The 21,827-nt window shown below is 72.7% G+C and carries 26 protein-coding genes, 1 tRNA gene and 1 pseudogene; 8 read left to right on the top strand and 20 right to left on the bottom strand.

Annotated elements, in window-relative coordinates:
* Nucleotides 1-48 precede the first annotated feature (48 nt).
* Nucleotides 49-1,134: a Gfo/Idh/MocA family protein gene (locus PSH03_RS27355; RefSeq protein WP_238690804.1), complete on the bottom strand. Its 1,086-nt coding sequence runs from the start codon at nucleotides 1,132-1,134 to the stop codon at nucleotides 49-51.
* A gap of 58 nt (nucleotides 1,135-1,192) precedes the next feature.
* Between PSH03_RS27355 and PSH03_RS27350 the strand changes: the two genes are divergently transcribed.
* Both PSH03_RS27350 and PSH03_RS27345 read left to right on the top strand, forming a co-directional pair.
* Nucleotides 1,193-1,927, top strand: a complete 735-nt coding sequence (locus PSH03_RS27350) for a hypothetical protein (RefSeq protein ID WP_210781852.1) — start codon at nucleotides 1,193-1,195, stop codon at nucleotides 1,925-1,927.
* Between the two features lie 46 nt (nucleotides 1,928-1,973).
* Complete coding sequence (locus PSH03_RS27345) at nucleotides 1,974-2,573, top strand: hypothetical protein (RefSeq protein WP_210781851.1); 600 nt, start codon at nucleotides 1,974-1,976, stop codon at nucleotides 2,571-2,573.
* A gap of 71 nt (nucleotides 2,574-2,644) precedes the next feature.
* Here the strand turns inward: PSH03_RS27345 and PSH03_RS27340 are convergent.
* The 6 genes from PSH03_RS27340 to PSH03_RS27315 form a co-directional block, all read right to left on the bottom strand.
* Nucleotides 2,645-2,718 (bottom strand) — tRNA-Ala (locus tag PSH03_RS27340).
* Between the two features lie 118 nt (nucleotides 2,719-2,836).
* Entirely contained in the window at nucleotides 2,837-3,619 is a 783-nt protein-coding gene (gene sepX / locus PSH03_RS27335; protein WP_210781850.1) for a divisome protein SepX/GlpR, read from the bottom strand.
* Nucleotides 3,620-3,819: 200 nt separating this feature from the next.
* Entirely contained in the window at nucleotides 3,820-4,470 is a 651-nt protein-coding gene (locus PSH03_RS27330; RefSeq protein WP_238690803.1) for a GNAT family N-acetyltransferase, read from the bottom strand.
* A 111-nt stretch (nucleotides 4,471-4,581) separates the two neighbouring features.
* Nucleotides 4,582-5,895, bottom strand: coding sequence for a molybdopterin molybdotransferase MoeA (locus PSH03_RS27325; RefSeq protein ID WP_091394702.1), 1,314 nt, complete (start codon nucleotides 5,893-5,895; stop codon nucleotides 4,582-4,584).
* Nucleotides 5,892-6,854, bottom strand: a complete 963-nt coding sequence (locus tag PSH03_RS27320) for a UTP--glucose-1-phosphate uridylyltransferase (RefSeq protein WP_238690802.1) — start codon at nucleotides 6,852-6,854, stop codon at nucleotides 5,892-5,894. Before PSH03_RS27320 ends, PSH03_RS27325 begins: the two co-directional genes overlap by 4 nt.
* Nucleotides 6,855-6,863: 9 nt before the next feature.
* Nucleotides 6,864-9,218, bottom strand: a complete 2,355-nt coding sequence (locus PSH03_RS27315) for a diguanylate cyclase (RefSeq protein ID WP_210781848.1) — start codon at nucleotides 9,216-9,218, stop codon at nucleotides 6,864-6,866.
* An 85-nt stretch (nucleotides 9,219-9,303) separates the two neighbouring features.
* On the opposite strand from PSH03_RS27315, the gene PSH03_RS27310 reads away from it, so the two are divergent.
* The gene (locus PSH03_RS27310) at nucleotides 9,304-9,981 is read left to right on the top strand and encodes a 5-formyltetrahydrofolate cyclo-ligase (protein WP_210781847.1); all 678 of its coding nucleotides are present in this window, start codon (nucleotides 9,304-9,306) and stop codon (nucleotides 9,979-9,981) included.
* A pseudogene (locus tag PSH03_RS27305) lies at nucleotides 9,978-10,136 on the top strand (FmdB family zinc ribbon protein); the annotation flags it as partial. The gene PSH03_RS27310 and the pseudogene PSH03_RS27305, both read left to right, overlap by 4 nt.
* 62 nt (nucleotides 10,137-10,198) lie before the next feature.
* Here the strand turns inward: PSH03_RS27305 and PSH03_RS27300 are convergent.
* Nucleotides 10,199-10,423 carry a hypothetical protein gene (locus PSH03_RS27300; protein WP_238690847.1) on the bottom strand — a complete coding sequence of 75 codons (225 nt, stop codon included), beginning with the start codon at nucleotides 10,421-10,423 and terminating at the stop codon, nucleotides 10,199-10,201.
* Between the two features lie 281 nt (nucleotides 10,424-10,704).
* Between PSH03_RS27300 and PSH03_RS27295 the strand changes: the two genes are divergently transcribed.
* Nucleotides 10,705-10,947 (top strand): hypothetical protein, encoded by a 243-nt coding sequence (locus tag PSH03_RS27295; RefSeq protein WP_238690801.1) that lies wholly within the window; start codon nucleotides 10,705-10,707, stop codon nucleotides 10,945-10,947.
* Between the two features lie 121 nt (nucleotides 10,948-11,068).
* Here the strand turns inward: PSH03_RS27295 and PSH03_RS27290 are convergent, their stop codons facing one another.
* On the bottom strand, nucleotides 11,069-11,251 hold the full coding sequence (locus PSH03_RS27290; protein ID WP_210781845.1) for a hypothetical protein: 183 nt from the start codon (nucleotides 11,249-11,251) through the stop codon (nucleotides 11,069-11,071).
* Nucleotides 11,252-11,394: 143 nt separating this feature from the next.
* Here PSH03_RS27290 and PSH03_RS27285 point away from each other — a divergent pair, with 143 nt between their 5' ends.
* A complete protein-coding gene (locus PSH03_RS27285; protein WP_238690800.1) occupies nucleotides 11,395-11,868 on the top strand; it encodes a hypothetical protein in 474 nt (157 codons plus the stop codon).
* A 34-nt stretch (nucleotides 11,869-11,902) separates the two neighbouring features.
* On the opposite strand, the gene PSH03_RS27280 is transcribed toward PSH03_RS27285, so the two are convergent.
* Nucleotides 11,903-12,385 carry a DUF2231 domain-containing protein gene (locus PSH03_RS27280; RefSeq protein WP_091397283.1) on the bottom strand — a complete coding sequence of 161 codons (483 nt, stop codon included), beginning with the start codon at nucleotides 12,383-12,385 and terminating at the stop codon, nucleotides 11,903-11,905.
* Between the two features lie 201 nt (nucleotides 12,386-12,586).
* Here PSH03_RS27280 and PSH03_RS27275 point away from each other — a divergent pair, with 201 nt between their 5' ends.
* Nucleotides 12,587-13,015 carry a Fur family transcriptional regulator gene (locus PSH03_RS27275; RefSeq protein ID WP_210781844.1) on the top strand — a complete coding sequence of 143 codons (429 nt, stop codon included), beginning with the start codon at nucleotides 12,587-12,589 and terminating at the stop codon, nucleotides 13,013-13,015.
* A 59-nt stretch (nucleotides 13,016-13,074) separates the two neighbouring features.
* The gene (locus PSH03_RS27270) at nucleotides 13,075-13,938 is read left to right on the top strand and encodes an oxygenase MpaB family protein (RefSeq protein ID WP_210781843.1); all 864 of its coding nucleotides are present in this window, start codon (nucleotides 13,075-13,077) and stop codon (nucleotides 13,936-13,938) included.
* 19 nt (nucleotides 13,939-13,957) lie between these two features.
* Here the strand turns inward: PSH03_RS27270 and PSH03_RS27265 are convergent, their stop codons facing one another.
* The 10 genes from PSH03_RS27265 to PSH03_RS27220 form a co-directional block, all read right to left on the bottom strand.
* Nucleotides 13,958-14,908 carry a RecB family exonuclease gene (locus tag PSH03_RS27265; RefSeq protein WP_247669017.1) on the bottom strand — a complete coding sequence of 317 codons (951 nt, stop codon included), beginning with the start codon at nucleotides 14,906-14,908 and terminating at the stop codon, nucleotides 13,958-13,960.
* A 13-nt stretch (nucleotides 14,909-14,921) separates the two neighbouring features.
* On the bottom strand, nucleotides 14,922-15,536 hold the full coding sequence (locus PSH03_RS27260; protein WP_091394729.1) for a MarC family protein: 615 nt from the start codon (nucleotides 15,534-15,536) through the stop codon (nucleotides 14,922-14,924).
* Between the two features lie 41 nt (nucleotides 15,537-15,577).
* Nucleotides 15,578-16,450: a PHP domain-containing protein gene (locus tag PSH03_RS27255; protein ID WP_238690799.1), complete on the bottom strand. Its 873-nt coding sequence runs from the start codon at nucleotides 16,448-16,450 to the stop codon at nucleotides 15,578-15,580.
* A 54-nt stretch (nucleotides 16,451-16,504) separates the two neighbouring features.
* Complete coding sequence (locus tag PSH03_RS27250) at nucleotides 16,505-17,680, bottom strand: hypothetical protein (RefSeq protein WP_210781840.1); 1,176 nt, start codon at nucleotides 17,678-17,680, stop codon at nucleotides 16,505-16,507.
* 83 nt (nucleotides 17,681-17,763) lie between these two features.
* A complete protein-coding gene (locus PSH03_RS27245) occupies nucleotides 17,764-18,537 on the bottom strand; it encodes a SigE family RNA polymerase sigma factor (protein ID WP_238690798.1) in 774 nt (257 codons plus the stop codon).
* 103 nt (nucleotides 18,538-18,640) lie between these two features.
* Complete coding sequence (locus PSH03_RS27240) at nucleotides 18,641-19,516, bottom strand: PH domain-containing protein (RefSeq protein ID WP_210781838.1); 876 nt, start codon at nucleotides 19,514-19,516, stop codon at nucleotides 18,641-18,643.
* Nucleotides 19,517-19,522: 6 nt separating this feature from the next.
* Nucleotides 19,523-19,681: a hypothetical protein gene (locus PSH03_RS27235; RefSeq protein ID WP_007455302.1), complete on the bottom strand. Its 159-nt coding sequence runs from the start codon at nucleotides 19,679-19,681 to the stop codon at nucleotides 19,523-19,525.
* Between the two features lie 116 nt (nucleotides 19,682-19,797).
* Complete coding sequence (locus PSH03_RS27230) at nucleotides 19,798-20,475, bottom strand: DUF6758 family protein (protein ID WP_372471748.1); 678 nt, start codon at nucleotides 20,473-20,475, stop codon at nucleotides 19,798-19,800.
* Between the two features lie 79 nt (nucleotides 20,476-20,554).
* Nucleotides 20,555-21,178 (bottom strand): TrmH family RNA methyltransferase, encoded by a 624-nt coding sequence (locus PSH03_RS27225; protein ID WP_238690841.1) that lies wholly within the window; start codon nucleotides 21,176-21,178, stop codon nucleotides 20,555-20,557.
* Between the two features lie 51 nt (nucleotides 21,179-21,229).
* On the bottom strand, nucleotides 21,230-21,766 hold the full coding sequence (locus tag PSH03_RS27220; protein ID WP_210781837.1) for a hypothetical protein: 537 nt from the start codon (nucleotides 21,764-21,766) through the stop codon (nucleotides 21,230-21,232).
* Nucleotides 21,767-21,827: the final 61 nt, after the last annotated feature.

Below are 21,827 nucleotides of genomic sequence, written 5' to 3'. Positions count from 1 at the left end.
TCACGGTTGCGAACTGTCGGCCAAGGGACAGAAATGGGTCCGCCGGAGCTACCGCCCCCATGCCTCGGTGGCGGTGACGACCGGCCGGCCGGTGCGTACCGATTCTTCGATGGCGAGGCTGATCAGGTGGTCCTGGCAGGCTTCGGCAAGCGGGTACGGAGCCGGGCCCTCCTCCCGCGCCCATGCCCCCGCGCGGGCGACGATGTCGGCGACCGCGATGTCGTCGTCGGACAGTCCGCTGCCGACGAACGGATTGCGGTAGACCACGTCGCCGTCGAAGCTGATGTGCTTGAGGTCGAGCCCTTCCAGGTTGAGGTCGAGACCGGTCTGCCGCCGGGTCAGGAGCGACTCCACCGGTGTGCTCGGGTCGACCAGGCGGACCACCCGGTCGTCCACCAGCTCACCGAGCGAGCCCCGGACCACCAACCGGCGGGTCCGCAGCGGGTTCCACCACTGGTTGTCGGTGAAGTCGTACAGCCCCATCCGCCCGCCGAAGTCGATGGTCGCGAGGGTGGTGGAGAGCTGCTGCGGGGTGTCGTCGCCGCTCCAGCCGGCCGGCGAGAGTGGATTGGCCAGCGGCGCGACGAAGGCGCGCGCGCTCACCTCGGCGCTCTCATGACCGACGCCGAGCAGACCCCGGATCAGTGAGACCGCGTGGTACAGGTGGGTCGAGGAGATCTGGACCGAGGTCGGCTCACCGAGCACCCCGGCGCGGACCAACGCCAAACGCGCCGCGTGCCCGGGCATCAGCAGATACTGCTCGGCGACCTGCACCAGGCCGCTGCCTCCGACGTCGGCCCAGAGCGAGCGCAGACCCGCCAGGTCGGGGGCGGGCGGCGTCTCGGCGAGCACCGGTACGCCGGCCGCCACCAACTCCCGGGTCGCCTCTGGTGTCACCGGCCACGGCACCGACACGATGACGAAGTTCGGCCGCTCGTGGGCGAGCAACTCCGCCGTCGTGCGGAAGGTCGGCACGCCCCAGTCGGCCGTCACGGCGGCTCCCCGCGATTCGGTACGCGTCACCACCCCGGTCACCCGGAACCGCTCGGGGAGCAACCGGGCCAGGCGAAGGAAGAACTCACCTCGCCAGCCGCTGCCGACGATGCCGAACCGGGTCTGGGCCACCGAAGTCATCTGGGCTCCTCACGTAGAGGTCCGGATGCTAACCGTTCTCCTTCGCTAGGTTGTGCTGATGACCACCGAGCCGCTGCGGGCCGTACCCGTGCTGGTGCCCGACGCGGGACCGCCCCTGGACTACTACCTGGTCCTATCTCGACTCGACGACCGCAGCCCGGCCACCACTGTGGAAGGGATCGTCGTCGAGGAGTTCGCTCGCCACCACGACTACACGACGACCGGGCTGGACAGCGCCGGCTGGACGCCGGAGGCCGGCTGGTGGAGTTCCGCCACATTGAGCCGCGGCATGCGCGCCGACCCCGAGGTGCTGGGGCGGGTGCTCCCCACCTCCCGCCGGGAGGCCGAGGACGTCTACCGCGCGCTCGGTGGCGGGCAACTGCCGAACGAGCCGGTGCTTCGGACGCACTTCCTCGACCGTCAACCGATCGCCACCGCCCCGCCGCTGCGGCTCGGCCCGGCGCAGCCACCGGCCGGCTTCCACGAGCGACGGGTGTACCGGGTCCTCTTCGCCAAGGATCTCGGCGCCGAGCAGGTGGCGAGCCTCCGGACGGCCTGGCGGACACCAGCGGGCGGCACGGGCGCATCCGCCGCGACCGGTCGTCTCGACATGCACGGCGACCAGATCACCTGGGATCTGCGCCGCGTCGGGCACTCGCTCGCCTGGTGTCTCGACGTGACCGCACTACTGAGGACCGACGCCACCATGCTGCTCGGCTCGGCCCTGTCCGAGCTGACGAACGTCCTGCGCCAGCACGGCTTGATACCCGTGACGACCGAACGCTTCTCCTAGGGCATGGCACTGGCCACCGGACCACCCGACGAGACCGGAGGCTCGAGTGTCAGTCGATCTTGAGGCAACGCTGGCCCGGCCCATCTCGCTCGCCGAGATGGTGATCGCCACACGGGCCACCCTGGCCGAACTCCTCGGCCTGGACACGACACCCGAGCTGAGCCTGTTCACCGACCGACGTTACGAGCGGGGACGCCGCGTCACTTCCGGTCGCCGCCTCGACGCGGCGGAACTCCTGTCCACCACCATCGGCGACCGCATTGAACGCCAGCCCAACGGAATGCCAGGCTCGATCCACCTTGAGATCGACGTCTCGGGGTTCGAGGACGGTGCCTGGCTCCTGGTCATCGACCACGAGCCGGAGACCGGCTGTGTCCCAGAGGCCGTCTTCAGCCCTTACCGCACCTGCGTGAGTGTCGTGGTAGCGCTGGCCATGGCACTTGCCGTCGCCGACCGCACTGGCGGCCAGTTCACCGACGACCAGATCCAGCTCCTACAGCCGGGCCACACCCACCCGCGCCACATGATCACGGCGACTCGACTGCCACCTGAGCCGGGCGAGTTCACCCAGAGATGCGAGCGCTACCTTCGCCAGTTCGCGAATCTCGGCGGGTGGCCACGCGACGTGTCGATGGGGCGTACGTGATGGGCACGGCTTGTCACCCGGAAGATCGAAAAGGCCGTCTCCGACTTGCGGAAACGGCCTTTGACCTGGGGTGGAGCTGAGGGGATTTGAACCCCTGACCCCCTCGATGCGAACGAGGTGCGCTACCAGTCTGCGCCACAGCCCCCCGCCGGCGAACCGGCTTCGGTCCCACCCGGCTTACACCGGGCGGGCCGGCAGCAAGGCTAACAGGTCGTCGGCCTCCACCGCGAATCCGCCCCCGGCCAGGCGCGGCCGGGACCGCGTCAGGCGCCTCGGCCGGCCTCGTAGGGGCGGCCGCGCAGGCCGCCCGACCGCCGGTACGAGACCGATCCACCGTTGACCGCAGCCGGCAGGTCTCCCGGCCGGTCCAGGCCCATGGCGGCTCGGCGTACCCCTTCGCGCTGGGCGGCGAGGCGGCGCTGCGCCTCCCGGCGGGCTGCGGCCCGGCGGGCCTGCTCCCGGCGCACCTCGGCCTGCCGGGCGGCCAACCAGGCGGCCTCCCGGGCTCGGGCGCGGCGGCGGCGACGCCCGGCGAGAGCCTGACCCCGCAGGTGCACGACGTACAGGGCCAGGAGCAGGAAGGTGACCCCGAAGCCGACCCAGAAGCCGGGGCTGACGAACAGCACGCCGACCAGCTCGACGACGTTGAGGAGGAGCAGGGCGGCGAGCACCCGGCGACGCCGGTACACGGCGGGGGTGTGCTGTCGGCGCGGCGGCGGGCGGCGACGGGGCCGCTTCGGCGCGGCGGGCACGGCGCGCAGTCGACCGGAGCGGCGGCCGGCCGGTGGCGCGGAGACCGGCGCGCTCAACGCGCCGGTAGTCGCGTCTTCACTGAGGGTGACGATCAGTGAGCGTGGAGGATGGACGGGTCGCCGTCCCGGCACAGTGCGGCGCCGCCGACGGCGCTGGAGCACCCGCGCCGTCGACTGCGCCCGCTCCGCCACCAACCGCTCGGTGGCGTCGTACCGGCGAACCAACGCCGGGGCCAGGGCGAGCAGGCCGGCGGCGGCGAGGACGGCGAGGAGCACCGAGGTCGGCACCCTCACCCCTCCCGTCACCGAATTCGAAGCAACCGCCATCCGACCGCAGGATCTTCCATCGATCACGCCTGGGCGCGTGGATCGTCCGGCCGGGGAGCGCTTGCCGCAGCTTGCAGTTACTTGAGGTTACGGCGCACCGACCGGGATGCCACCGCGCCGCGCCGATCCCGTCCGTGGGACGAGTGGGCGGATGTCGGGAAATCCTCCTACCGCGCGTTGGCGCGAACCCGGTACCAGCGGGCCAGCAGGCCACCCTCGGCGGCGATCTCCTCACTCGTCATCGCGTACCCGATGTGGTCCCGCCAGGCGCCGTCGATGTGCATGTAGCGCACGTGGTACGACTCTTCGCGGAAGCCCAACTTCTCCACGACCCGCCGGGACGGCCGGTTCTCCGGACGGATGTTCACCTCCACCCGGTGCAGCCCGCCCGGGCCGAACGCGTGGTCCACGGCGAGCGCCAGCGCCGTCGGGATCACGCCCCGGCCGGCGACCCGCGCGTCCACCCAGTAGCCGACGTACCCGGAGCAGAGGGCCCTCCGCACGATGGTGCCCACGTTGATGTGCCCGACCAGCCGGTCCCGGTCGGACTCACGCAGGCAGACCGCGAAGGGCATGCCCTCACCCTCGCGGGCCGAACGCCGCTGGTCACGGTGCACCCAGCGGAACGCGGCCGGCGAGTTCATCTCGTCCCAACCGCCGGGCAGTGACGACTCCCAGGGGGCCAGCCAGGCCCGGTTGGCCCGCCGCACCTCCGACCACGCCGCCGCGTCGGAGCGCCGGTAGGGCCGCAGCAGCACTGGGCCGTCGGCCAGCTCCACCGGCCAGCCCGGTGCCCGCGCGGGTCCGAAGAGACTCACCCGCACAGTCTCCCGCGCGGGACCGTGTCGCGCGCAAGTGGCCCCACCGCGTTCACCGCAGAGATCCGACGATCATCCGACGCGGGCCGCGAACGGACCGGCCGGCACGCGTCACCGGCGGCGGTCCAGCAGCAGGACGTCCACCGTGGAGCCGGCCGCGGCCGTGGTGACCCGCTCGCCGAGCACCAGCAGCCCGTTGGCCTCGGCCAACCCGGAGAGGGTGAACGGTCCGCCGCTGAGCGGCTGGACCGTGTACCCACCGCCGCGTCGCTCGGCGACGTGCGCCGGCCGGAACTCGCGCAGCCCCGTCGGCGACGACACGGTCTCCAGCAGGTGTGCCCGCACACTGGGTCGGAACACCGGCTCGGCGCCGGCGAGCAGTTGGATGGCGGGGCGGGCCAGCACCTCGAAGCCGATCAGCGCGGCGCCCGGGTCGCCGGGCAGGCAGACCACCGGCACCTCCTCGGCGCCGACAGTGCCGAACCCGAGCGCGGTGCCGGGATAGAGCGCCACGTCGGTGAAGGTGACCGGCCCGGCGCGACCGCCCTCACGGCGGGAGAGGATCCGACGCACCATGTCTCCGGGGCCGGTGCCGGTGCCGCCGGTGGTGATGATCAGGTCGGCGCGCAGCGTCTGATCCTCCAACAGCCCGCGCAGCCCCTCCGGGTCGTCGTCGCAGATCCCCACCCGGTACGCCAGCGCGCCCACCTCGGCCGCCGCGGCGGTCAGCGCGTGCGAGTTCGCATCTACCACCTGACCGGGCTGACTGCCCCGGCCCACGTCGACGAGTTCGTCACCGGTGGCCACGATGACCACCCGTGGGCTGGGCCGGACCACCACATGCCCGATGCCGGTCGCCGCGAAGACGGCGACCAGGGCCGGGGACACGTAGGTGCCGGCCCGAGCGAGCAGGGTGCCGGCGGGCAGTTCCTCACCCGCTCGGCGTACCCCGTACCCCCGTTTGGGGGTGCGGAAGATCTCCACCGCGGCCATGCCCTGGTCGGTCCACTCCACCGGGACCACGACGTCGGCGGCGACCGGCAGCGGGGCCCCGGCGGCCACCGAGAAGCACGAGCCGGGGGTGAGCCGGACCGGCCGCCAGCTCGCGGCGCCGAGATCGCCGACCACGTTGAGCCGGATGGTGCGGCCGCCTGGCGTGCCGGAGGGGGCCGGGACGTAGCTCGGCCCCCGGCCCCCTCCGGAAATGTCCTCCCAGCGCGCGGCGTAGCCGTCCACGGCCGCCTGGTCGAAGGCCGGGAAGGCGTGCGGCGCGACGACGTCCTCGGCGAGGACGTTGCCGTGCGCCTGGGTGAGGTCGAGGTCGAGTGGCGGCAGCGCGCGCAACCTGCGCAGCACGCTGCCCAGGTAGTCGGCGAGCGGCGTCAACTCGTTCGCGGCCGCCTCGGCGTCGGCCGTCGCGGTCATGTACCAGATCCGCCTGCCGCGTCGGCCTTGACGAAGTCGGCCAGCCAGGACCGGAACTCGGCGCCCAGGTCCTCGCGCTCGGCGGCGATCTGCACCACCGTCTGGAGGTACCCCAGCGGCATGCCGGTGTCGTAGCGGGTGCCCCGGTAGACGATCGCGTGCACCGGGACGCCCTCGGTACGCAGCAGCTCCATCGCGTCGGTCAGCTGGATCTCGCCGCCGCTGCCCGGCTTGGTCCGCCGGATCGCGTCGAAGATCTTGCCCGGCAACACGTAGCGGCCGAGCACGGCGAGGTTGCTCGGGGCGTCCTCGGGCTGCGGCTTCTCCACCATCCCGGTCACCTTGACGACCTCGCCGATGTCGGTCAGCTCCGACTCGGCCGGCTCGACGGAGGCGATCCCGTACCGCTTGGTCTCGGACGGGTCGACCTCGAAGAAGGCGAGCACCACACCGCCGGTGCGGGCCTGCAACTCCAGCATGGCCGGCAGCAGCGGCTCCGAGGGCTTGACGAACTCGTCGCCGAGCAGCACCGCGAAGGGCTGGTCGCCGACGTGCGACTCGGCGTACCCGATGGCGTGGCCGAGCCCGAGCTGTTCGGGCTGCCGCACTGTGTAGATCTCGGCCAGCTCGCTGGGCCGACGTACGGCGGCCAGCCGCTCGGAGTCACCCTTCTCCTCCAACCTGGTCTCCAGGTCCGGGCGACGGTCGAAGTGGTCCACCATCGACGTCTTACCCCGACCGGTGATCAGCAACACGTCACCGATGCCAGCCTGCGTGGCCTCCTCGACGATGTACTGCAACACCGGCCGATCCACCACCGGCAGCAGTTCCTTGGGCACCGCCTTGGTGGCCGGCAGGAACCGGGTAGCCAGTCCGGCGGCCGGGATGACGGCCTTGACCGCCAGGGGACGGCCGTTTGCGGCGACCGTCGATGAGGGGTTCGCTGAGTGCTCCGACATGCCGCGAGACTATCGGCCACGGCTCTGCCGCGGCGGGTGTGGCCCAGAAGACGCGCCGCCACCCGGCCCCGGCCGCGCCGCGTCCGGGCCGGCCCGCGCCGCGCCCGTCGCGCTGTCCGGCGTGTCGTCGACCGAATCCGGTCGGGCGTCCGCCGGACCCGCCAGCGATGATTCCGGTACGCCCGCCGCCGGGTCGGACCGGGCGGGCCCGCCCGGCTCCCGGCTGACCTGCACCGGCTGGCCGGCGCGCGGCAGCCCGTCGGGTGGGCTCACCGCACACGCGAGCACCGGAATCTCCCGGGTCGGCAGCTCCGAGCGCACCTCGGCGACCCGGTACGTGTCGCGGCCCGCCGCCTTGGCCGCGTAGAGCGCGTCGTCGGCGGCCTCCAGCACCTCCCGCCCGGTGCTGCCGTGGTCCGGGAAGACGGCGATGCCCACCGACACGGTCACCAGGACCGGCCCGGCGTACGCCTCGACGGCGATGGGCGTGTCGCGCACCGCCGCGCCGAGCCGCTCGGCCACGATCGCCGCGCCCCGCGCGTCGGTCTCCGGCAGCAGCAGCACGAACTCCTCACCACCCTGGCGGAAGGCCAGGTCGACCTCACGGATCTCTCCGCGCACCCGGCGGGCGAACTCGGCCAGGACGGTGTCCCCCGCGGCGTGCCCGTAGGTGTCGTTGACGTCCTTGAACCGGTCCAGGTCCAACGCGAGGACGCTGAGCATCCGCCCGAAGCGGCTGGCCCGTTCCACCTCCCGCCGGATCGACTCGCGCAGGTAGCGGTAGTTCCACAGCCCGGTGAGCGGGTCGGTGAGGGAGAGCCGCTGCGCCTCCTCGTGCACCCGGACGTTGTCCACCGCCACTGCCGCGTGGCCGGCGAAGGTGCGCAGGGTGGCCAGGTCGTCGTCGTCGAACTCGTCGGCGCCCAGCCGGTCGTAGAGGGCCAGTACGCCGAGCGCGGCCGCCGCGCCCGCCTCGTCGACCGGCCCCGAGGGCCCGCCGAGGGTGGCCGTGGCACCGCCGGCCGGGGCGGCGAACGGAACCGCGACGTAGGTGCGGCAGCGTGGCTCACCCGTTGGCGCCCCGGTCGGCTCCGCCCTGCCCCGCTGCGGTTCCCCGGTGGCGGCGACCTCACCGACCACGCCGACGCCGACCGGCACCCGGAGCGTCTGCGACCCGTCCGCCTCCTCGGCCGGCCAGCGCCCGTCCAACCCCTCGGTGCACTGCGCGACGAGCACCCCGCCGGTCTCCACCAGCAGCACGGCACCCGCCCGTGCGCCGGTGGCCCCGATGGCACTGCGCAGGATCACCCGCAGGATGCGTTGCAGGTCGTGCGTGCTGGCCAGGGTGTCGCCGAGCACCGCGAGGTGCCCGCGCAGCTGATCCCGGTTGCTGGTCAACGCCGCGACGTAGGAGCCGGTCTCCCGGGTCATCCGGTTGAAGGCGGCGGCCAACCGTCCCAACTCGTCGCGGCTGCGTACCGGCACCCGGGCGGTCAGGTCGCCCTGGGCCACCCGGTCGACCGCGCCGGCCAGTTCCGCCAGCGGCCGGGTGGTCAACCGGGCCAGCCGCCAGGCGGTCAGCACCGCGAGCAGCCCGGCCAGCACCACCACCCCGACCAGCGTGGCGTGCAGCCCCGGTGGCCGTTCACTGGGCACGGAGAGCACCAGTGGCAGCGGCTGCGCGTCGGAGGGCCCGAGCCTGCGCACGTACCGGCCCTCGTTGGTCTCGGTGACCTGCTCGCCCCGTACGCCGACGGCGGCGGCCAGCACCGCGTCGCGGACGTCACGGGACTCGGTCGTGTGGGTGACCCGCGCGGCGCTCGCCCCACTGTCGAGCAGGGTGACCGCCACCCCGGTCACCGCCGCCAGTCGGGCCACGAAGGCCGGGTCGAGCAGTTGTGCGGCGGTCACAGTGCCCAGCCGGGTGCCGGCACGATCGTGCAGGTCGACCTGGGCGGCCAACGCACGGACCGGGCCGGCCGAGCCCCCGTTCGTGCCCCCGTTCGTTTCTTCGGTCGAGCCGGCGCAGTCCTGCCACGGGGTCGACGGAGCACCGGGCGATATGTAGGTGATCTGGCCGGCCATGTCGGTGACCAGCACCGCGGCGGCCAGACCCCGGCCGACCAGTTGCGCGGCGGCGACGGCCGGATCGGCGGTGAGCGCCACCGCGTCGGCGGTGGCGCGTAGCTGCTGGCAGAGCGCGTCGACCGAGGTACGAACGGTGGACGCCGCCACCGCCAGGCGCTCGGTGGAGCGGCTGCGGTCGCCCGCCGCGACGGTGGAGGCGACGAAGAGCGCGCCGAGCAGGACCGGCCCGAGCACCACCACGAGGAAGGCTGCCGTCAACCGCCCGCGTAGCGTCACTCGGTCCCCCCGGAAGTTCCGCCTCCGTTGCTTGCGATGCTGACACAGTGCAACCGTGGGAGAGGCGTTGCGTCAGGAGTGTTGCGTGCCGGAATTTTCTGATGAAGCGGAAGTGACCCGGATGGCGAAGCGGGACACCCGAGTCGAGCTGCTCGCTCGCCGCCGGTCGCTGCCCGCCGAGACCCGGGCAGCCGCCGCCGGGCGCGTGCAGGCCGAGCTGGTCGCCCTGGTACGCCGGCTGCGCCCGCACCGGATGACGGCGTACGTGCCGGTCGGCTCCGAACCCGGCGGCGCCGACCTGCCCGAGGTGCTGCGGGCGGCGCTGCCGGCGGAAGCCGAGTTGCTGCTGCCGGTGCTCCTCGCCGACCTGGATCTGGACTGGGCGGCGTATACCGGGCCCGGTGCCTTGATCGCGGCGGGGCGGGGTATCCGAGAACCAGTGGGTGCCCGCCTCGGGGTGACCGCCGTGGCGCACGCGGAGCTGGTGGTCGTACCGGCTCTCGCTGTCGACGGCGACGGTCGGCGGCTCGGGCGCGGCGGCGGCTCGTACGATCGCGCACTCGCCCGGGTACCCGAGGCGACCCTGACGGTGGTGCCGTTGCACGACGGTGAGCTGGTCGAGGCGCTGCCGGCGGAGCCCCACGACCGCCGGGTGCGCGCGGTCGTCACTCCCGCCGACGGGGTGCGTACGCTTGACGGCGGCCCGGGTGCGGCGCACGGTGTCGCGCCCCACACGTCTGCTGGACGAACCCGGGCCGAATGACGCACCATTGGCACTCGAATACGTCGAGTGCCAACTGGCTGAGCCCAGATCCGGAGGAGAACGTGCCCACGTACCAGTACGCCTGCACCACGTGCGGTGAGCAGCTCGAGGCGGTGCAGTCCTTCTCTGACGAGCCGCTGACCGAGTGCCCGGCGTGTCAGGGGCGGCTGCGCAAGGTCTTCAACTCGGTCGGCATCGTCTTCAAGGGTTCGGGCTTCTACCGCACCGACTCCCGGGCGGCCGGTTCCGAGACGACCGCCGGCGGTACGGCCACCAAGCCGGCGAAGTCCGAGTCGTCCTCCGGTGACAGCTCCTCGTCCTCTTCGGGGTCCTCGTCCTCGTCCGGGTCGTCCTCGTCCGGTTCGTCCTCGGGCTCGTCGTCCTCCTCCGGGTCGTCCTCGGGTGGATCGGGCGGCGGCAAGACGGCAGCGGCCAGCTCCACGTCCTGATCGCCGAAGGCCCGACCCCACCACGGGTCGGGCCTCGACCCACTCGGTTTCAGGAAGTCGGCCTGTCCCCGCCGCTCTGACCGCCCGGGTTCCTTGATCTCGAGTCGATCAAGGCGGCTGCCATAGCAGATCGCGCCGTCGGATGCGCGTTTTCCACAGGCCGGGCGGTTGTCCACAGGCGTCGGCAGTGGGTCGGCCGAAGCGGCGGAAACTGCCTAGCCTCCCCGTACACGGGTGCCACTGCGGCGCTCGGGGACGGGAGGCGGCAGACGCGATGCTCGATCCGGATTCCGCGCGGGCGTTGCGCCCGCTGCGCCAGCTCACTCTGCCCGGCGGGCGCACCCTGCTCCGGGCCGGTCTGGTCGCCGCGCTGCTCGGCCTGGCCGCCGCGGTCCTGCACACCCCGACCGGGTGCCCGCCGACCCCCGTGCCCTCCGACGCGCCGTCGGTGGCAGACCGAACCCCGCCACCACGGACTCCACCGCCGTCAGCGGGGGCCGGCACCGGAGGGGGCTGACCCGCCCGCCGACGGGTACGACCACGCCGGGGCAGGTTCCGCTGCGAGACCGTCCGGTCCGTTCATCCCACTGTCGGCTGTCAGATCGAGGTCGTGGGGGTCTGGCCGCACCACTGGGGGTTCAGTCCCAGTGCGGGGGGCGTTCGGCGAGCAGCCAGTCGTCGTTGCCGCCCGACCGCTCGCCCCAACCACGGTCGGTGTCGTCAGTGGTCTGCTCGGGCAGCACCACGAAGTCTTCGCTCAGGTCGACGGCGCGGTCATCGTCTCCACGTGCGCCGTGCGTGCCAGGGTCCTCGGTGCTCACGAGCGGCAAGACTAGCGCAGCCGAAGGCGGTGGACCGGGCCATCGGCGGTGGGCACGCCAGGCAGAGCCGGCCGGACCGCCGACAGTGGTTGCGCCGGCCAGAAGCGACCGGGCCGCCGGTGGCGTTGGTAGCGTCGGACGGCGTGACGACCCCCAGCGGTGGCAGCAACCCGGACGACTACTGGCGACGGCCCGACACCGGTGACGACGCGGTGGCGGACCAACCTCCCGCCGCGCCCGCGACCACAGCACCGACCGGGCCCACCAATCCACCGACAAGCGGGCCCAGCGATCCACCGCGGAACGAGCAGGCCAGCCCAGCATCGACGGGGCGCCCTCCCAGCGGGAACGCCGGCCCGCCGCCGGCCGGACCAGCGCCGGCTGGGGGCACTGCCAGCGGGTACTCCGGCCCGCCGCCGAGCGTGCCGCCGCCGGCGGGTTGGCGTCCACCCGTACATCTGCAGGCGGCGCCGCCGCGACAGCTGCCGCCGCAGGACATGGCCGAACTGGACGCGGCCGAGCAGCGATCGCAGCGGGTCACCTACGGTTTCGGCGCAGCGGCCGGCGTGGTGCTGCTGGTACTGCTCTGTCTGCTCTGCTCGCGAGTCATCTTCTGATGCCCGCCCCCGGGCAGCGGCAGCGAGCAGCAGCTCAGAGGGTGGTGCCCCAAACCGTCTCGGCACCGGAGTGGCCGGTCAGGTAGACGTAGACCAAAGCGGCAATGGAGAGCCCCACGGCCGCTACCGCCAGCACCGGGATGACCAGCGCGGGCAACTGCGGCACCCGGGGGTGGCCACTTGTCGCCACGAGCAGCAGGATGGCCACGATCCCGAGCGGCACCACGACGCGTAACAGGATGTCACCGTAGCGGGAGTGCTCGAAGATCTGATCGAGGATCGGCCCCTGGAAGCCCCTGGCCACCAGCGCGTCGGTGAGTGCCTCACCCGACTTGACCGCGACGTAGGCGGTCACCGGCGCGGCCACGGCGAGGAGGCCCAGGGCCCAGTCCAGCCGGTGCCGCCACCGCGGTAGCCCCACGTACGCGATGGCCAGCACCGCCAGCAGCGGCACGAACACGACGACCGCGTGGATTACCAGGACGTGCACCGGTAGACCCAGGATCTCCTCGAACATCGAACCCTCCAGGTGGATCATGGTCAGGGGTGGTCAGCCTATGGTCCGCCGATCGTCCCCAGGCCCTCGACCGGTGACACGCGCGCCGCGTCGATCGGGTTCATCCTCTGGGCCGTACTCCCGATCTTGCCTGGCTGTGTCGGTGGCCACCCGGAGCGGGCGACGGTTGTCGATGCGGGTCGGGCGTGTTGTCATTGGCCAATGTCGGGTGCCGAGGAGTTGCTGCGGTCGAGGGGCCTGCGCGTCACGCGCCCCCGCCTCGCGGTGCTCGACGTGCTGGCCGACGGCGGCCACCTGGAGGTCGACGAGATCACCCGGCGGGTTCGCGAACGCCTCGACTCGGTGTCCACCCAGGCTGTCTACGACGTGCTGGGCGCGCTGTCCCGGGCCGGGCTGTCACGTCGGATCGAGCCGGCGGGCAGTCCCGCCCGCTATGAGGCGCGGGTGGGCGACAACCACCACCACGTGGTCTGCCGGGGCTGCGGCGAGATCGCCGACATCGACTGCGCGGTGGGCAGCGCGCCGTGCCTGGAGCCGAACAGCGCGCACGGGTTCGAGGTGGACGAGGCCGAAGTGACCTTCTGGGGCCTCTGCCCGGACTGCCGGGCCCGCCGCTCCGCCGACGTCTGATCAGCGGCGCCGGCGGCACGTGACCGGCGAGGTCTGCCCGACCGTGGCACTCTTGTGCGGTGGACTCCGATGACCTCGGCCTGTTCGGTCCGGGTTCGGTCACGTGGAAGGTGCACGAGGAGCCGATCCTGATCGTCGCCGGCCTGCGCTCGCTCTACCTCCAGGCGTTGCACCCCCGGGCCATGGCCGGGGTCGCGCAGAACAGCAACTACCGCACCGACGCCTGGGGCCGACTGGTCCGCACCGCTACCTACGTGGCGACCACGGTCTACGGGACCACCGCCGAGGCGGAGGCCGCCGGGGCCCGGCTACGCCGCCTGCACGACCGGCTGCGGGCCACCGACACGCTCACCGGTGAGCAGTTCCGGATCGACGAACCGGACCTGCTGCGTTGGGTACACGTGACCGAGGTCGAGTCGTTCCTGAGCACGGCCCGACGCGCCGGGCTGCCGCTGAGCGACGACGAGGTGGACGGCTACTACACCGAGCAGCGCCGCGCCGCCGCCCTTGTCGGCCTGGACCCGGCCACCGTCCCGGGGACCGCAGCCGAGGTCGCGGACTACTACGAGGCCGTACGGCCACAGTTGCGGATGACCCGGGAGGCCGCCGAGACGGCGGTGTTCCTCACCGCCCCGCCGCTGCCGTGGAAGCTCAGCCTGCCGGTCCGGTTGGGCCTCACGCTGGGCCCGCCGCGCTGGGCGTACCTGGGGATCGCCGGTACCGCGTTCGCGCTGCTGCCGACGTGGGCACACCGGATGTACGGAGGTCTCGGTCTACCGACCACCGCCCTGTCGGCGGACCTGACCGTGCGCGCGCTGCGGCTCGCGTTCGCCGCCGTCCCCCGCCGCTACCTGGAGGGGCCGTTGATACAGGCAGCAAAGGAGCGGGCCGCGCGGCACGCGGCCGCCTCGTTGGCCGGCTGACCGGCCCACGGCAGGCGGATCAGCCGTCGGCGGGCCGGTCCATGGCCGCCCACGGCTCCTTGCCCGGGACCTGCGCGCCCGTCGGGCAGTGCCGCCGAAAGTCGCACCAGCCGCAGCGCGGGCCGGGCGCCACCGGGAAAGCCTCGTCCGCGTCGGCGCCGTCGGCAACTGCCCGCTCGGCGGCCATGATGTCGCGGGCTGTCTCTTCCGCGCGGGTCAGTTGTCGGGCCAGCGATTCGACTGTGTGGTCGTGGCCAGCGACCGTGCCGGTCGGCAGGTGGTGCAGCTCCACCCGGCGGCACGGCCGACGGAACACCCGCTCGGCGGCGTACGCGTAGAGCGCCAGCGCCTGCGAGCCCCGGGCGTCGTCGGTGTCCAGCCCGGTGCGGCCGGTCTTGTAGTCGACGATGACCAGCTCCGGCCCCTCCGGGCCGGGCCGCGAGTCGATCCGGTCGGTACGACCGTTGAACGCCAACACCGCTGTCTTGACCGCCACCACCCGCTCCACGCCGAGCGGGTCGGAATCCGGCTCCAGCGTCTCGACGTACGCCTCCAGCCATCCCAACGCCCGCCGGTAGGCGGCCCGTTCCTGCTCGTCGTCGCGGTAGCCCTCGCGGACCCAGGTGCCCTTGAGCAGCGTGGCCAGCGCCTCGGGACGCCGCCGGTCGGCGGGCAACGCATACCAGTTCTTCAGGGCGGTGTGCACGCTGGCGCCGAGCGAGTTGTGCGCCCACGGCGGGCCCTTGGGCGGGGCGGGCCGGTCGACGTAGGAGTAGCGGTAGCGACGCGGGCAGTCCGCGTACGCGCCGAGCTTGCTCGGGGTGCAGACGAACAGCCGCTCCGGCATGCCCTCGAAGCCGAGCTGCTCGGCGTCGCCGGCGCGCTGCCGAGGGGCCCGGCCGCCGGCGGCCGGCCGCCCCGCTGATGAGGATCGTCGCACGCCTGAGATCCTGCCACCCACCTCCGACATCGCGCGCGTGCCGTCAGGCCATGTTCACGTACTGCGTGACGAAGGCGGCCACCGCGTCGGCGATGAGCTGCACGGCGATCGCGGCCAGCAGCAGGCCGGCGATCCGGGTCAGCACCTCGATCCCGCCCGGCCGGAGGATCTTCACGATGCCGCCGGAGAAGCGCAGGACGATCCAGACGGCGACCATCACGGCGAGGATCGCCACGGCGATGGCGCTGAACTCTCCCAGCCCGTCGGCCTGCTGGACGAAGAGCATGGTGGCCACGATGGCGCCCGGGCCGGCCAGCAACGGCGTGCCCAGCGGCACCAGCGCGATGTTGGAGGTGACCTGCTGGCTCGGGTCGTCGGCCTTGCCGGTCAGCAGCTCAAGGGCGACGAGCACGAGCAGCAGCCCACCGGCAGCCTGCAACGCCGGCAGGTCCACGTGCAGGTAGTCGAGCAGGGTCTGCCCCGCCACCGCGAAGATCACGATGACGCCGAGCGCCAACGCGACGGCCTGCCAGGCTGCCCGGTTGCGGTCGCGGGCGGGCAGCGGGCCGGTCAGCGCCAGGAAGATCGGCATCATGCCCGGCGGGTCGGTGATCACCAGCAGGGTCACGAAAACCTCGCCGAACAGCTTCAGATCCACGTGATCAACCTAGCCGCGTCGCGATGGGCGAAATACCCGGATCAGCCCGAAGCGACCTCGGTCACCCCCTCGGCGACGATCCGCTCGTACGCCTCGACGCTGGTGCCGAACGCGCCGAGTTGAACGGTCTTGTGGGTGCCGTGAAAATCCGAGGAGCCGGTGACGAGCAGACCCAACTCGGCGGCGAGCGCCCGCACGTGTTCCCGCTCGGCCGGGCTGTGGTCCTCGTGGTCGGCTTCGAGCCCGGCGAGCCCGGCGGCGGCCAGCTCGGCGATCAGCTCGTCGGGCACCACCCGGCCGCGTCGGGTGGCTCGCGGGTGGGCGAAGACCGGCACGCCTCCGGCCGCCCGGACCAGCCGGACGGCGCGGAACACGTCGATGTCCTCCTTGGGCAGCCGGTACCGCTCGCCCAGCCAGTCCGGGCCGAACGCCTCCCGGACGCTGCCGACCAGGCCGGCGCGGATGAGTGCCTGCGCGATGTGCGGGCGTCCCACGGTGCCACCACCCGCGCCGGTCAGGATGTCCGGCCAGTTCACGTCGATGCCGTCGGCCCGCAGGAGGTCGACCATCAGTTCGCCGCGCTCTTCCCGGGCGGCCCGGACCCGCGCCAGCTCGGCCACCAGCTCCGGGTGGTCCGGATCGAACAGGTACGCGAGCAGGTGCAGCGGCACCGCCGGCTGCGCACCGGACCAGCGACACGACAACTCCGCACCCCGGATCAGACGCAGACCTGGCGGCAGCGCGCCCACGGCCGGCGCCCAGCCGGCCGTGGTGTCGTGGTCGGTGATCGCCAGCACGTCCAGCCCGGCGTCGAACGCCGCGCCGACCAGCTCGGCCGGGGTCAGCGTGCCGTCGCTGGCCGTCGAGTGGGCGTGCAGGTCGATCCGGGGGGCGGAGCCGGTACGCGAGGTCACCGCCCGACGCTACCGAGGAAACGGTGAGCCTGGCTCACCTGGGTCACCCGGGGGTCAGAGGCCGTTCACCAGGATCGGCCGCTCTCCGGCTGGCACGCCGGGCACCGCCGCGGGGCTGGCGGGCTTTCCCGCCCGCACCTGGCCGACGTCGACCCGGACCAGCTCGCCGGTGCCGTCGAGGTAGGAGGCCTGGGTCTCGTCGCTCCACACGATCGCCCCGGTCATCGGCGGCCCGGCCGCAACGGCGGTCACGCCCGGCCCGAGCCGCTGGAGGTCGACCAGGAGGGACCGGCCGGCCGTGCCGCTCCCCTCGTTGACCAGCAGCCACCGCCCGTCCGGCGAAACCCCGCCGACGCCGTCCTGGCTCAGGTCTGGACCGCAGCCGGTGCGTACCGGGTCCAGGTGACGTGTCGGGGTGAGGATGGCGAGGCAGGTCCGGCCGGGATCGGTAGTGGTGACCTGGCCGACGAGTCGCCCGTCGGGCAGCCGCCCGTAGACGTTGAGGCTCTCCCGGTCGAGGGCGTCGGGCAACGGCCCCGCACCGGGCCGCCAGAGCGTGTGACCGGCGCTGGCCCTGTCGAGTCGGACCAGCACGCTGTCACCGACGAACCGGACGGGCTCCGCCGCCGCCGGCACCGGGGTGCGCACCGACCCGATGAGTTGGGTGCCGACCACGCCCGCCATCAGGAGATCGTCTCCGTCGCGCCAGGCGACCTGGTGGCTGTCCGGGGCCAGGACGATCGCGCCGGCACCAGCCAGCAGCACCTGCACCAGGCCGTCGTCCTGCACCACCCACAGGGAGCGTCCTGCGGTGCTCTGCGCGCCGACCACCAGCCAACCGCCGCCGCTGGGCAGCGGCTGGACGCGTTCGGCCGGCCCGACGTCGGGCAGCACCAGCCGCCGCCCGTCGGCGCTGACCAGCGTCTCGCTGACGAGGAGAGAGGTCGACGTCGTGGGCGAGGGGGCGGGGCCGGGGACGCTGGCCGTCGGGAGCGGTCGGTTGGTCGGGTCCGGGTCGCCGATCACGACGATGGGTGAGCCGTCCCGCCTGGTCTCGGCACCGAGCTGGGCCATGCCGGCGCTGAGCAGCACTGTGGTGACCGCCGCGAGGGCGAGGCCGGCGGCGGTGCGTCGACGCCGGATCCGGTTCGCGCGACGGATGGCCTGGCCGGCCGGATCGACGCTCAGTGGGCGGGCAAGGGCGACCTGGTGCGAGAGTGTCTCCCGCACCGCACCTTCCATCTCGTCAGGCCGCACCTGGTATGAACGCTGCGGGCCGTCCGTCAGGTTGTCGCGCCGGCCTGGGAAGTGACTCACTGCTGTTCCCCGGAGCCCGTGCCGACGGGCACGGCCGCCGGGGCGGTGGGCAGGACGACCTGCGGGGTGATCGCACGCGGCTCGGCTGGGCGCGGAGCGGTCGGGCGGGGCACGGGTCGGCCAGCCGCCCCTGCGGGACGGGGTGTGGCAGCGGCACCGGTGGCCGGAACTCGCCCGATTCGGGAACCCGAGCCCGCCGTCCGGCCGGCGGCACCGGTCGCGGCCCCTGCACCCGCAGACCGGCCGGCGATGCCGGCGGCGGCTGCCAGCTCCGGTGCGTCCGCGCCCAGTCGCCGACGCAGCGTGGCGAGCGCCCGGGACGCCTGGCTCTTCACAGTGCCCGGTGAAATGTCCAGCATCGCGGCGGTCTGCGCCTCCGACATGTCCTCGTAGTAGCGCAGCACCAGCACTGCCCGTTGCCGGTTGGGCAACTCCCGGAGATGCCGCCAGAGCAGGTCACGGTCAAGTTGCTGCTCGATCTCGTCGACACCGGCCCGCTCGGGCAGGACCTCGGTCGGGCGTTCGCCGTGCCAGCGCCGCCGCCACCAACTGGTCGACGTGTTGACCATCACACGCCGGGCGTACGGCTCGACCGCCTCGATCCCGCCGAGCCGCTTCCACGCCAGGTAGGTCTTGGTCAGCGCCGTCTGGAGCAGGTCCTCGGCCGTGGCCCAGTCGCCGGTGAGCAGATAAGCGGTGCGTAGGAGCGCGGCGGAGCGGGCCGCGACGAACTCGCGGAACTGCTCCTCCAACGAGTCCTTGCTCGCCACCGCCCACCTCCACACCCCCGCCGTCCTGGCAGAGTGCCACGTCAGGGGCGCTCTGGTCCATGACGAAAGGTGCGCACTTGCTCCGATGTTCGGTCGAAAACCTTCACGCCCCGTCGTCGGCCTTGGCCTCGTCGGCCTCCTTGCCGAGCCGCGCCTCGACGGCCTGAGGCTCGTACATCTCCTCGACGACGCGTAGGTAGAGCTCGTTCGGGTTGGGCAGGTTCTTGATCTCGCGAAGCGCCTGCTCCTGGCCGGCGGACTCCAGCACGAAGGTGCCGTAGTTGAGCGCTCGACCGGTCGGGGTCTGCTCGTACTTCATGTCGGTGACCCGGACCAGCGGCATCATCGCCACCTTGCGGGTGACGATGCCGTTGACCACCATGACCCGCTTGTTGGTCAGGATGAACCGGTCATACCACCAGTCGGCGACCTTCCACGCCACCCAGCCCATCACCGCGAACCACAGCAGTACGGCGATGGTGGTCAACGCGCCGACGTCCTGGCCGGCGAGGAAGCCGGAGAGGTAGCCGAGCACGAAGGTCGCCGCGACGCCGATCAACAGCGGGTTGGTGAGGTGGATCCAGTGTCGCTTCCACTCGCCCCGGTAGCGCTCGGTGGGGAAGAGGTAGCGAGCCACCAGCGAACTGGGCTCGTCTTCCAGGGGCAGCACCCGCCGGGGGGTCGAGCCGGTCGCGTCGGCGCGCAACCCGGCCAGCTCGTCCTCGGAGATCTGCGGCGGCTGGTAACTGGCCTCCGGATCACGGACCCACCCCCGACCGGAACGGCCCTGGCCGGCATAGCCGGGCCCGTCGCCATAGCCGACGTCGTCCGAAAGGGACGGACCGTCGGACAGGCCGGGACCGGCCCCGTAGCCCGGGCCGTCATCAGGCCCGATCCGCGGGATCGGCTCGGTGTCGCGCTCGCGACGTTCCCGGTCGGGGTCGTCCGGGTCGAAGGGTGGACCGGAGGGGCTGCCCATCGGCGGCTAGGCGACGAGGCTGGTGAAGAAGTCGCCAAACCCCTGGGCGATATCCATGATCCCGCCGCCGAGCGACTTGAACACGTCTGCCGCAGAGTTTGGCCGGTAGGCGACGAAGAAGATCAAGAATGCGATTCCGGCCCAGGTGAGGACCTTCTTGACCATGGCGGGCCATCCTCTCGCGCGGCGCCGGGTCCCATTACCGCAGCGGCACCCAGAGTATCAGTGTGGTGTCGTACAGTGAATATCTGCGTCCGTTCTCCGTCAATCCGGAAGAGTTGTCAAGCTCTACCGGGTAGATACGGGGACGGTGCGCCGTACACGAGCTCGGGCGGAGTCCACTCGGTCAGGTCGTGAAGCACGACATCTTCCGCGAGCAGGTGACCCGCACTCGCCGGCCAGGCTATCGCATGGAGCCACATTCCCCGAGCTTCGCCGGCGTACGCGCTTCGATCCGTCGGTGAATTCACCAACCACAGTGGAGTCGGGTGCCCGCCGACCTTGATCTTCGCCTGTCCGACGTGGTCAGGGTGACCCGACCCCGGGTCGGTCAACGCGTCCACCAACTCCGGTCCCGGATCCGGGCCGGCCAGACCGGCGAGCCGGGTGCCCAGGCCGACACCGGGTTCCTCGGCCACGAAGACCAGATCGGCCGGGCCGCCACCGAGCGGCGCCGGGCCCGCGCAGGCCACCACCGTCGCCCGCACGCCCGTCCGGTCGTCCCCGGCGTACGCCACGCCGGTGAGTGTCCAACCGGGCGGCAGCGGCCACGGGCACCACAACGGCGTCACCGGCGGATCGCCGGTCGCGGTGATCCGTTCCACCACGCTCGCCACGATGTCCGCTCCGATGTGCTCGGGCACGTGCAACGGCGGCACCGGGCCGCAGCGCACACACCTCGAGTCGGTGTTCATCAGATCCGGCGCCCGTACCGGGCCCCCGCATCTCGGACAACTCACCGCGACACTCACATCCCCACCGTTCCCCCGGACCACCGGCACGTCAAGCCGGAACGTCCGATTCGGCACCGTACGTGGGTCAGTCCGGCGGCGTACCGGCGTGCGCGCGGATCCAGGCGTGCATGGCGATTCCGCTGGCCACCCCCGCGTTGATCGACCTGGTCGAGCCGTACTGGGCGATGGAGTAGAGCTGGTCGCAGGCGGCACGGGCCGGCGCGGAGAGGCCCGGCCCCTCCTGGCCGAACAGCAGCACACAGTCCCGCGGCAGGGTGCCGGTCTCCAGCGGACGCGACCCGGGCAGGTTGTCGATGCCGAACACCGGCAGTTGCCGCTCGGCCGCCCAGACGACGAAATCCTCGATCGTCTCGTGGTGCCGTACGTGCTGGTACCGATCGGTCACCATCGCGCCGCGCCGGTTCCACCGTCGCCGTCCGACGATGTGCACCTCTGCGGCGTTGAACGCGTTGGCGTTGCGCACCACAGTGCCGATGTTGAAGTCGTGCTGCCAGTTCTCGATCGCGACGTGGAAGCCGTGCCGGTGTCGGTCCAGGTCGGCGACGATCGCCTCGTGCCGCCAGTAGCGGTAGCGGTCGACGACGTTGCGCCGGTCCCCCTCCGCGAGCAGTTGTCTGTCGTAACGGGGGTCGTCCGGTGGGTCCCCCGGCCAGGGGCCCACGCCCACCTCAAGCTGGTCGTCGGTCACGGTCATCAGAGGGTACGGACCGCGTCGGCGTCGGCCGCGACGACCTGCCGGTCAGCCCAGGTCGAGGGCGGCACCGAGCCGGTCCAGGAAGCGCCGGTCCGCCGGGCTGGCCGGTGGGTCCACCCGGCGCGCGACGGTGCCGGGCACCGCGCGACAGACCCGGGCCGCGACCGACTGCACCCACTGGCGGTACGCGGCCGAGTCGGCGGGGTCGGCCCGCCGCCGGAGCACCCGGCTCGCCGCACGGCAGGCGGCCAGCAGGTCCACCAGGTCGGTGAGCCGCTCGGCGGGTTGCGGGGTGCCGTCGTGGCGGGCGTAGATCGTGGCGACCACCGCGCGGACCAGGTCGCTGTCGGAGGCTCGGCCCGCGGCCACGGCATCCAGACCGGCCAGGCCGGCCATGACTCCACGCTCCGTCCGGCCAGGGCCGGGTGCCGCGGCGGCCACGAGAACCCGACCGGGCAGGCTGGTGAGCAGGTCCCACTCGGCGGCGGAGTAGACAGCTGTGGTCAAGGGTGCGGCTCGGCGGCCGGCAGAGGACGGCTCTCCCGCTACGGAGTGGCTCATCGGAACCTCCGGCGTCAGCATATGCCCCGCGACGGGCACCGGGCCCCTTCCCCAGCAGACCCGCGGCGGGGAAGGAGCCCGG

Origin of the sequence: Micromonospora salmantinae, from assembly GCF_022230905.1 — a bacterium.
In the GTDB taxonomy this organism is placed as follows: Bacteria; Actinomycetota; Actinomycetes; order Mycobacteriales; family Micromonosporaceae; genus Micromonospora; species Micromonospora salmantinae.
This window is presented reverse-complemented; position numbering and strand designations above follow the sequence as displayed.

Coding starts and splice junctions, on each gene's coding strand:
- PSH03_RS27280 (WP_091397283.1), bottom strand. CDS start 12,385: ATGTTCGAGGAGATCCTGGGTCTACCGGTGCACGTCCTGGTAATCCAC.
- PSH03_RS27240 (WP_210781838.1), bottom strand. CDS start 19,516: ATGGGCAGCCCCTCCGGTCCACCCTTCGACCCGGACGACCCCGACCGG.
- PSH03_RS27235 (WP_007455302.1), bottom strand. CDS start 19,681: ATGGTCAAGAAGGTCCTCACCTGGGCCGGAATCGCATTCTTGATCTTC.
- PSH03_RS27355 (WP_238690804.1), bottom strand. CDS start 1,134: ATGACTTCGGTGGCCCAGACCCGGTTCGGCATCGTCGGCAGCGGCTGG.
- PSH03_RS27275 (WP_210781844.1), top strand. CDS start 12,587: ATGTCGGGTGCCGAGGAGTTGCTGCGGTCGAGGGGCCTGCGCGTCACG.
- PSH03_RS27220 (WP_210781837.1), bottom strand. CDS start 21,766: ATGCTGACGCCGGAGGTTCCGATGAGCCACTCCGTAGCGGGAGAGCCG.
- PSH03_RS27265 (WP_247669017.1), bottom strand. CDS start 14,908: ATGTCGGAGGTGGGTGGCAGGATCTCAGGCGTGCGACGATCCTCATCA.
- PSH03_RS27325 (WP_091394702.1), bottom strand. CDS start 5,895: ATGACCGCGACGGCCGACGCCGAGGCGGCCGCGAACGAGTTGACGCCG.
- PSH03_RS27320 (WP_238690802.1), bottom strand. CDS start 6,854: ATGTCGGAGCACTCAGCGAACCCCTCATCGACGGTCGCCGCAAACGGC.
- PSH03_RS27295 (WP_238690801.1), top strand. CDS start 10,705: ATGCTCGATCCGGATTCCGCGCGGGCGTTGCGCCCGCTGCGCCAGCTC.
- PSH03_RS27350 (WP_210781852.1), top strand. CDS start 1,193: ATGACCACCGAGCCGCTGCGGGCCGTACCCGTGCTGGTGCCCGACGCG.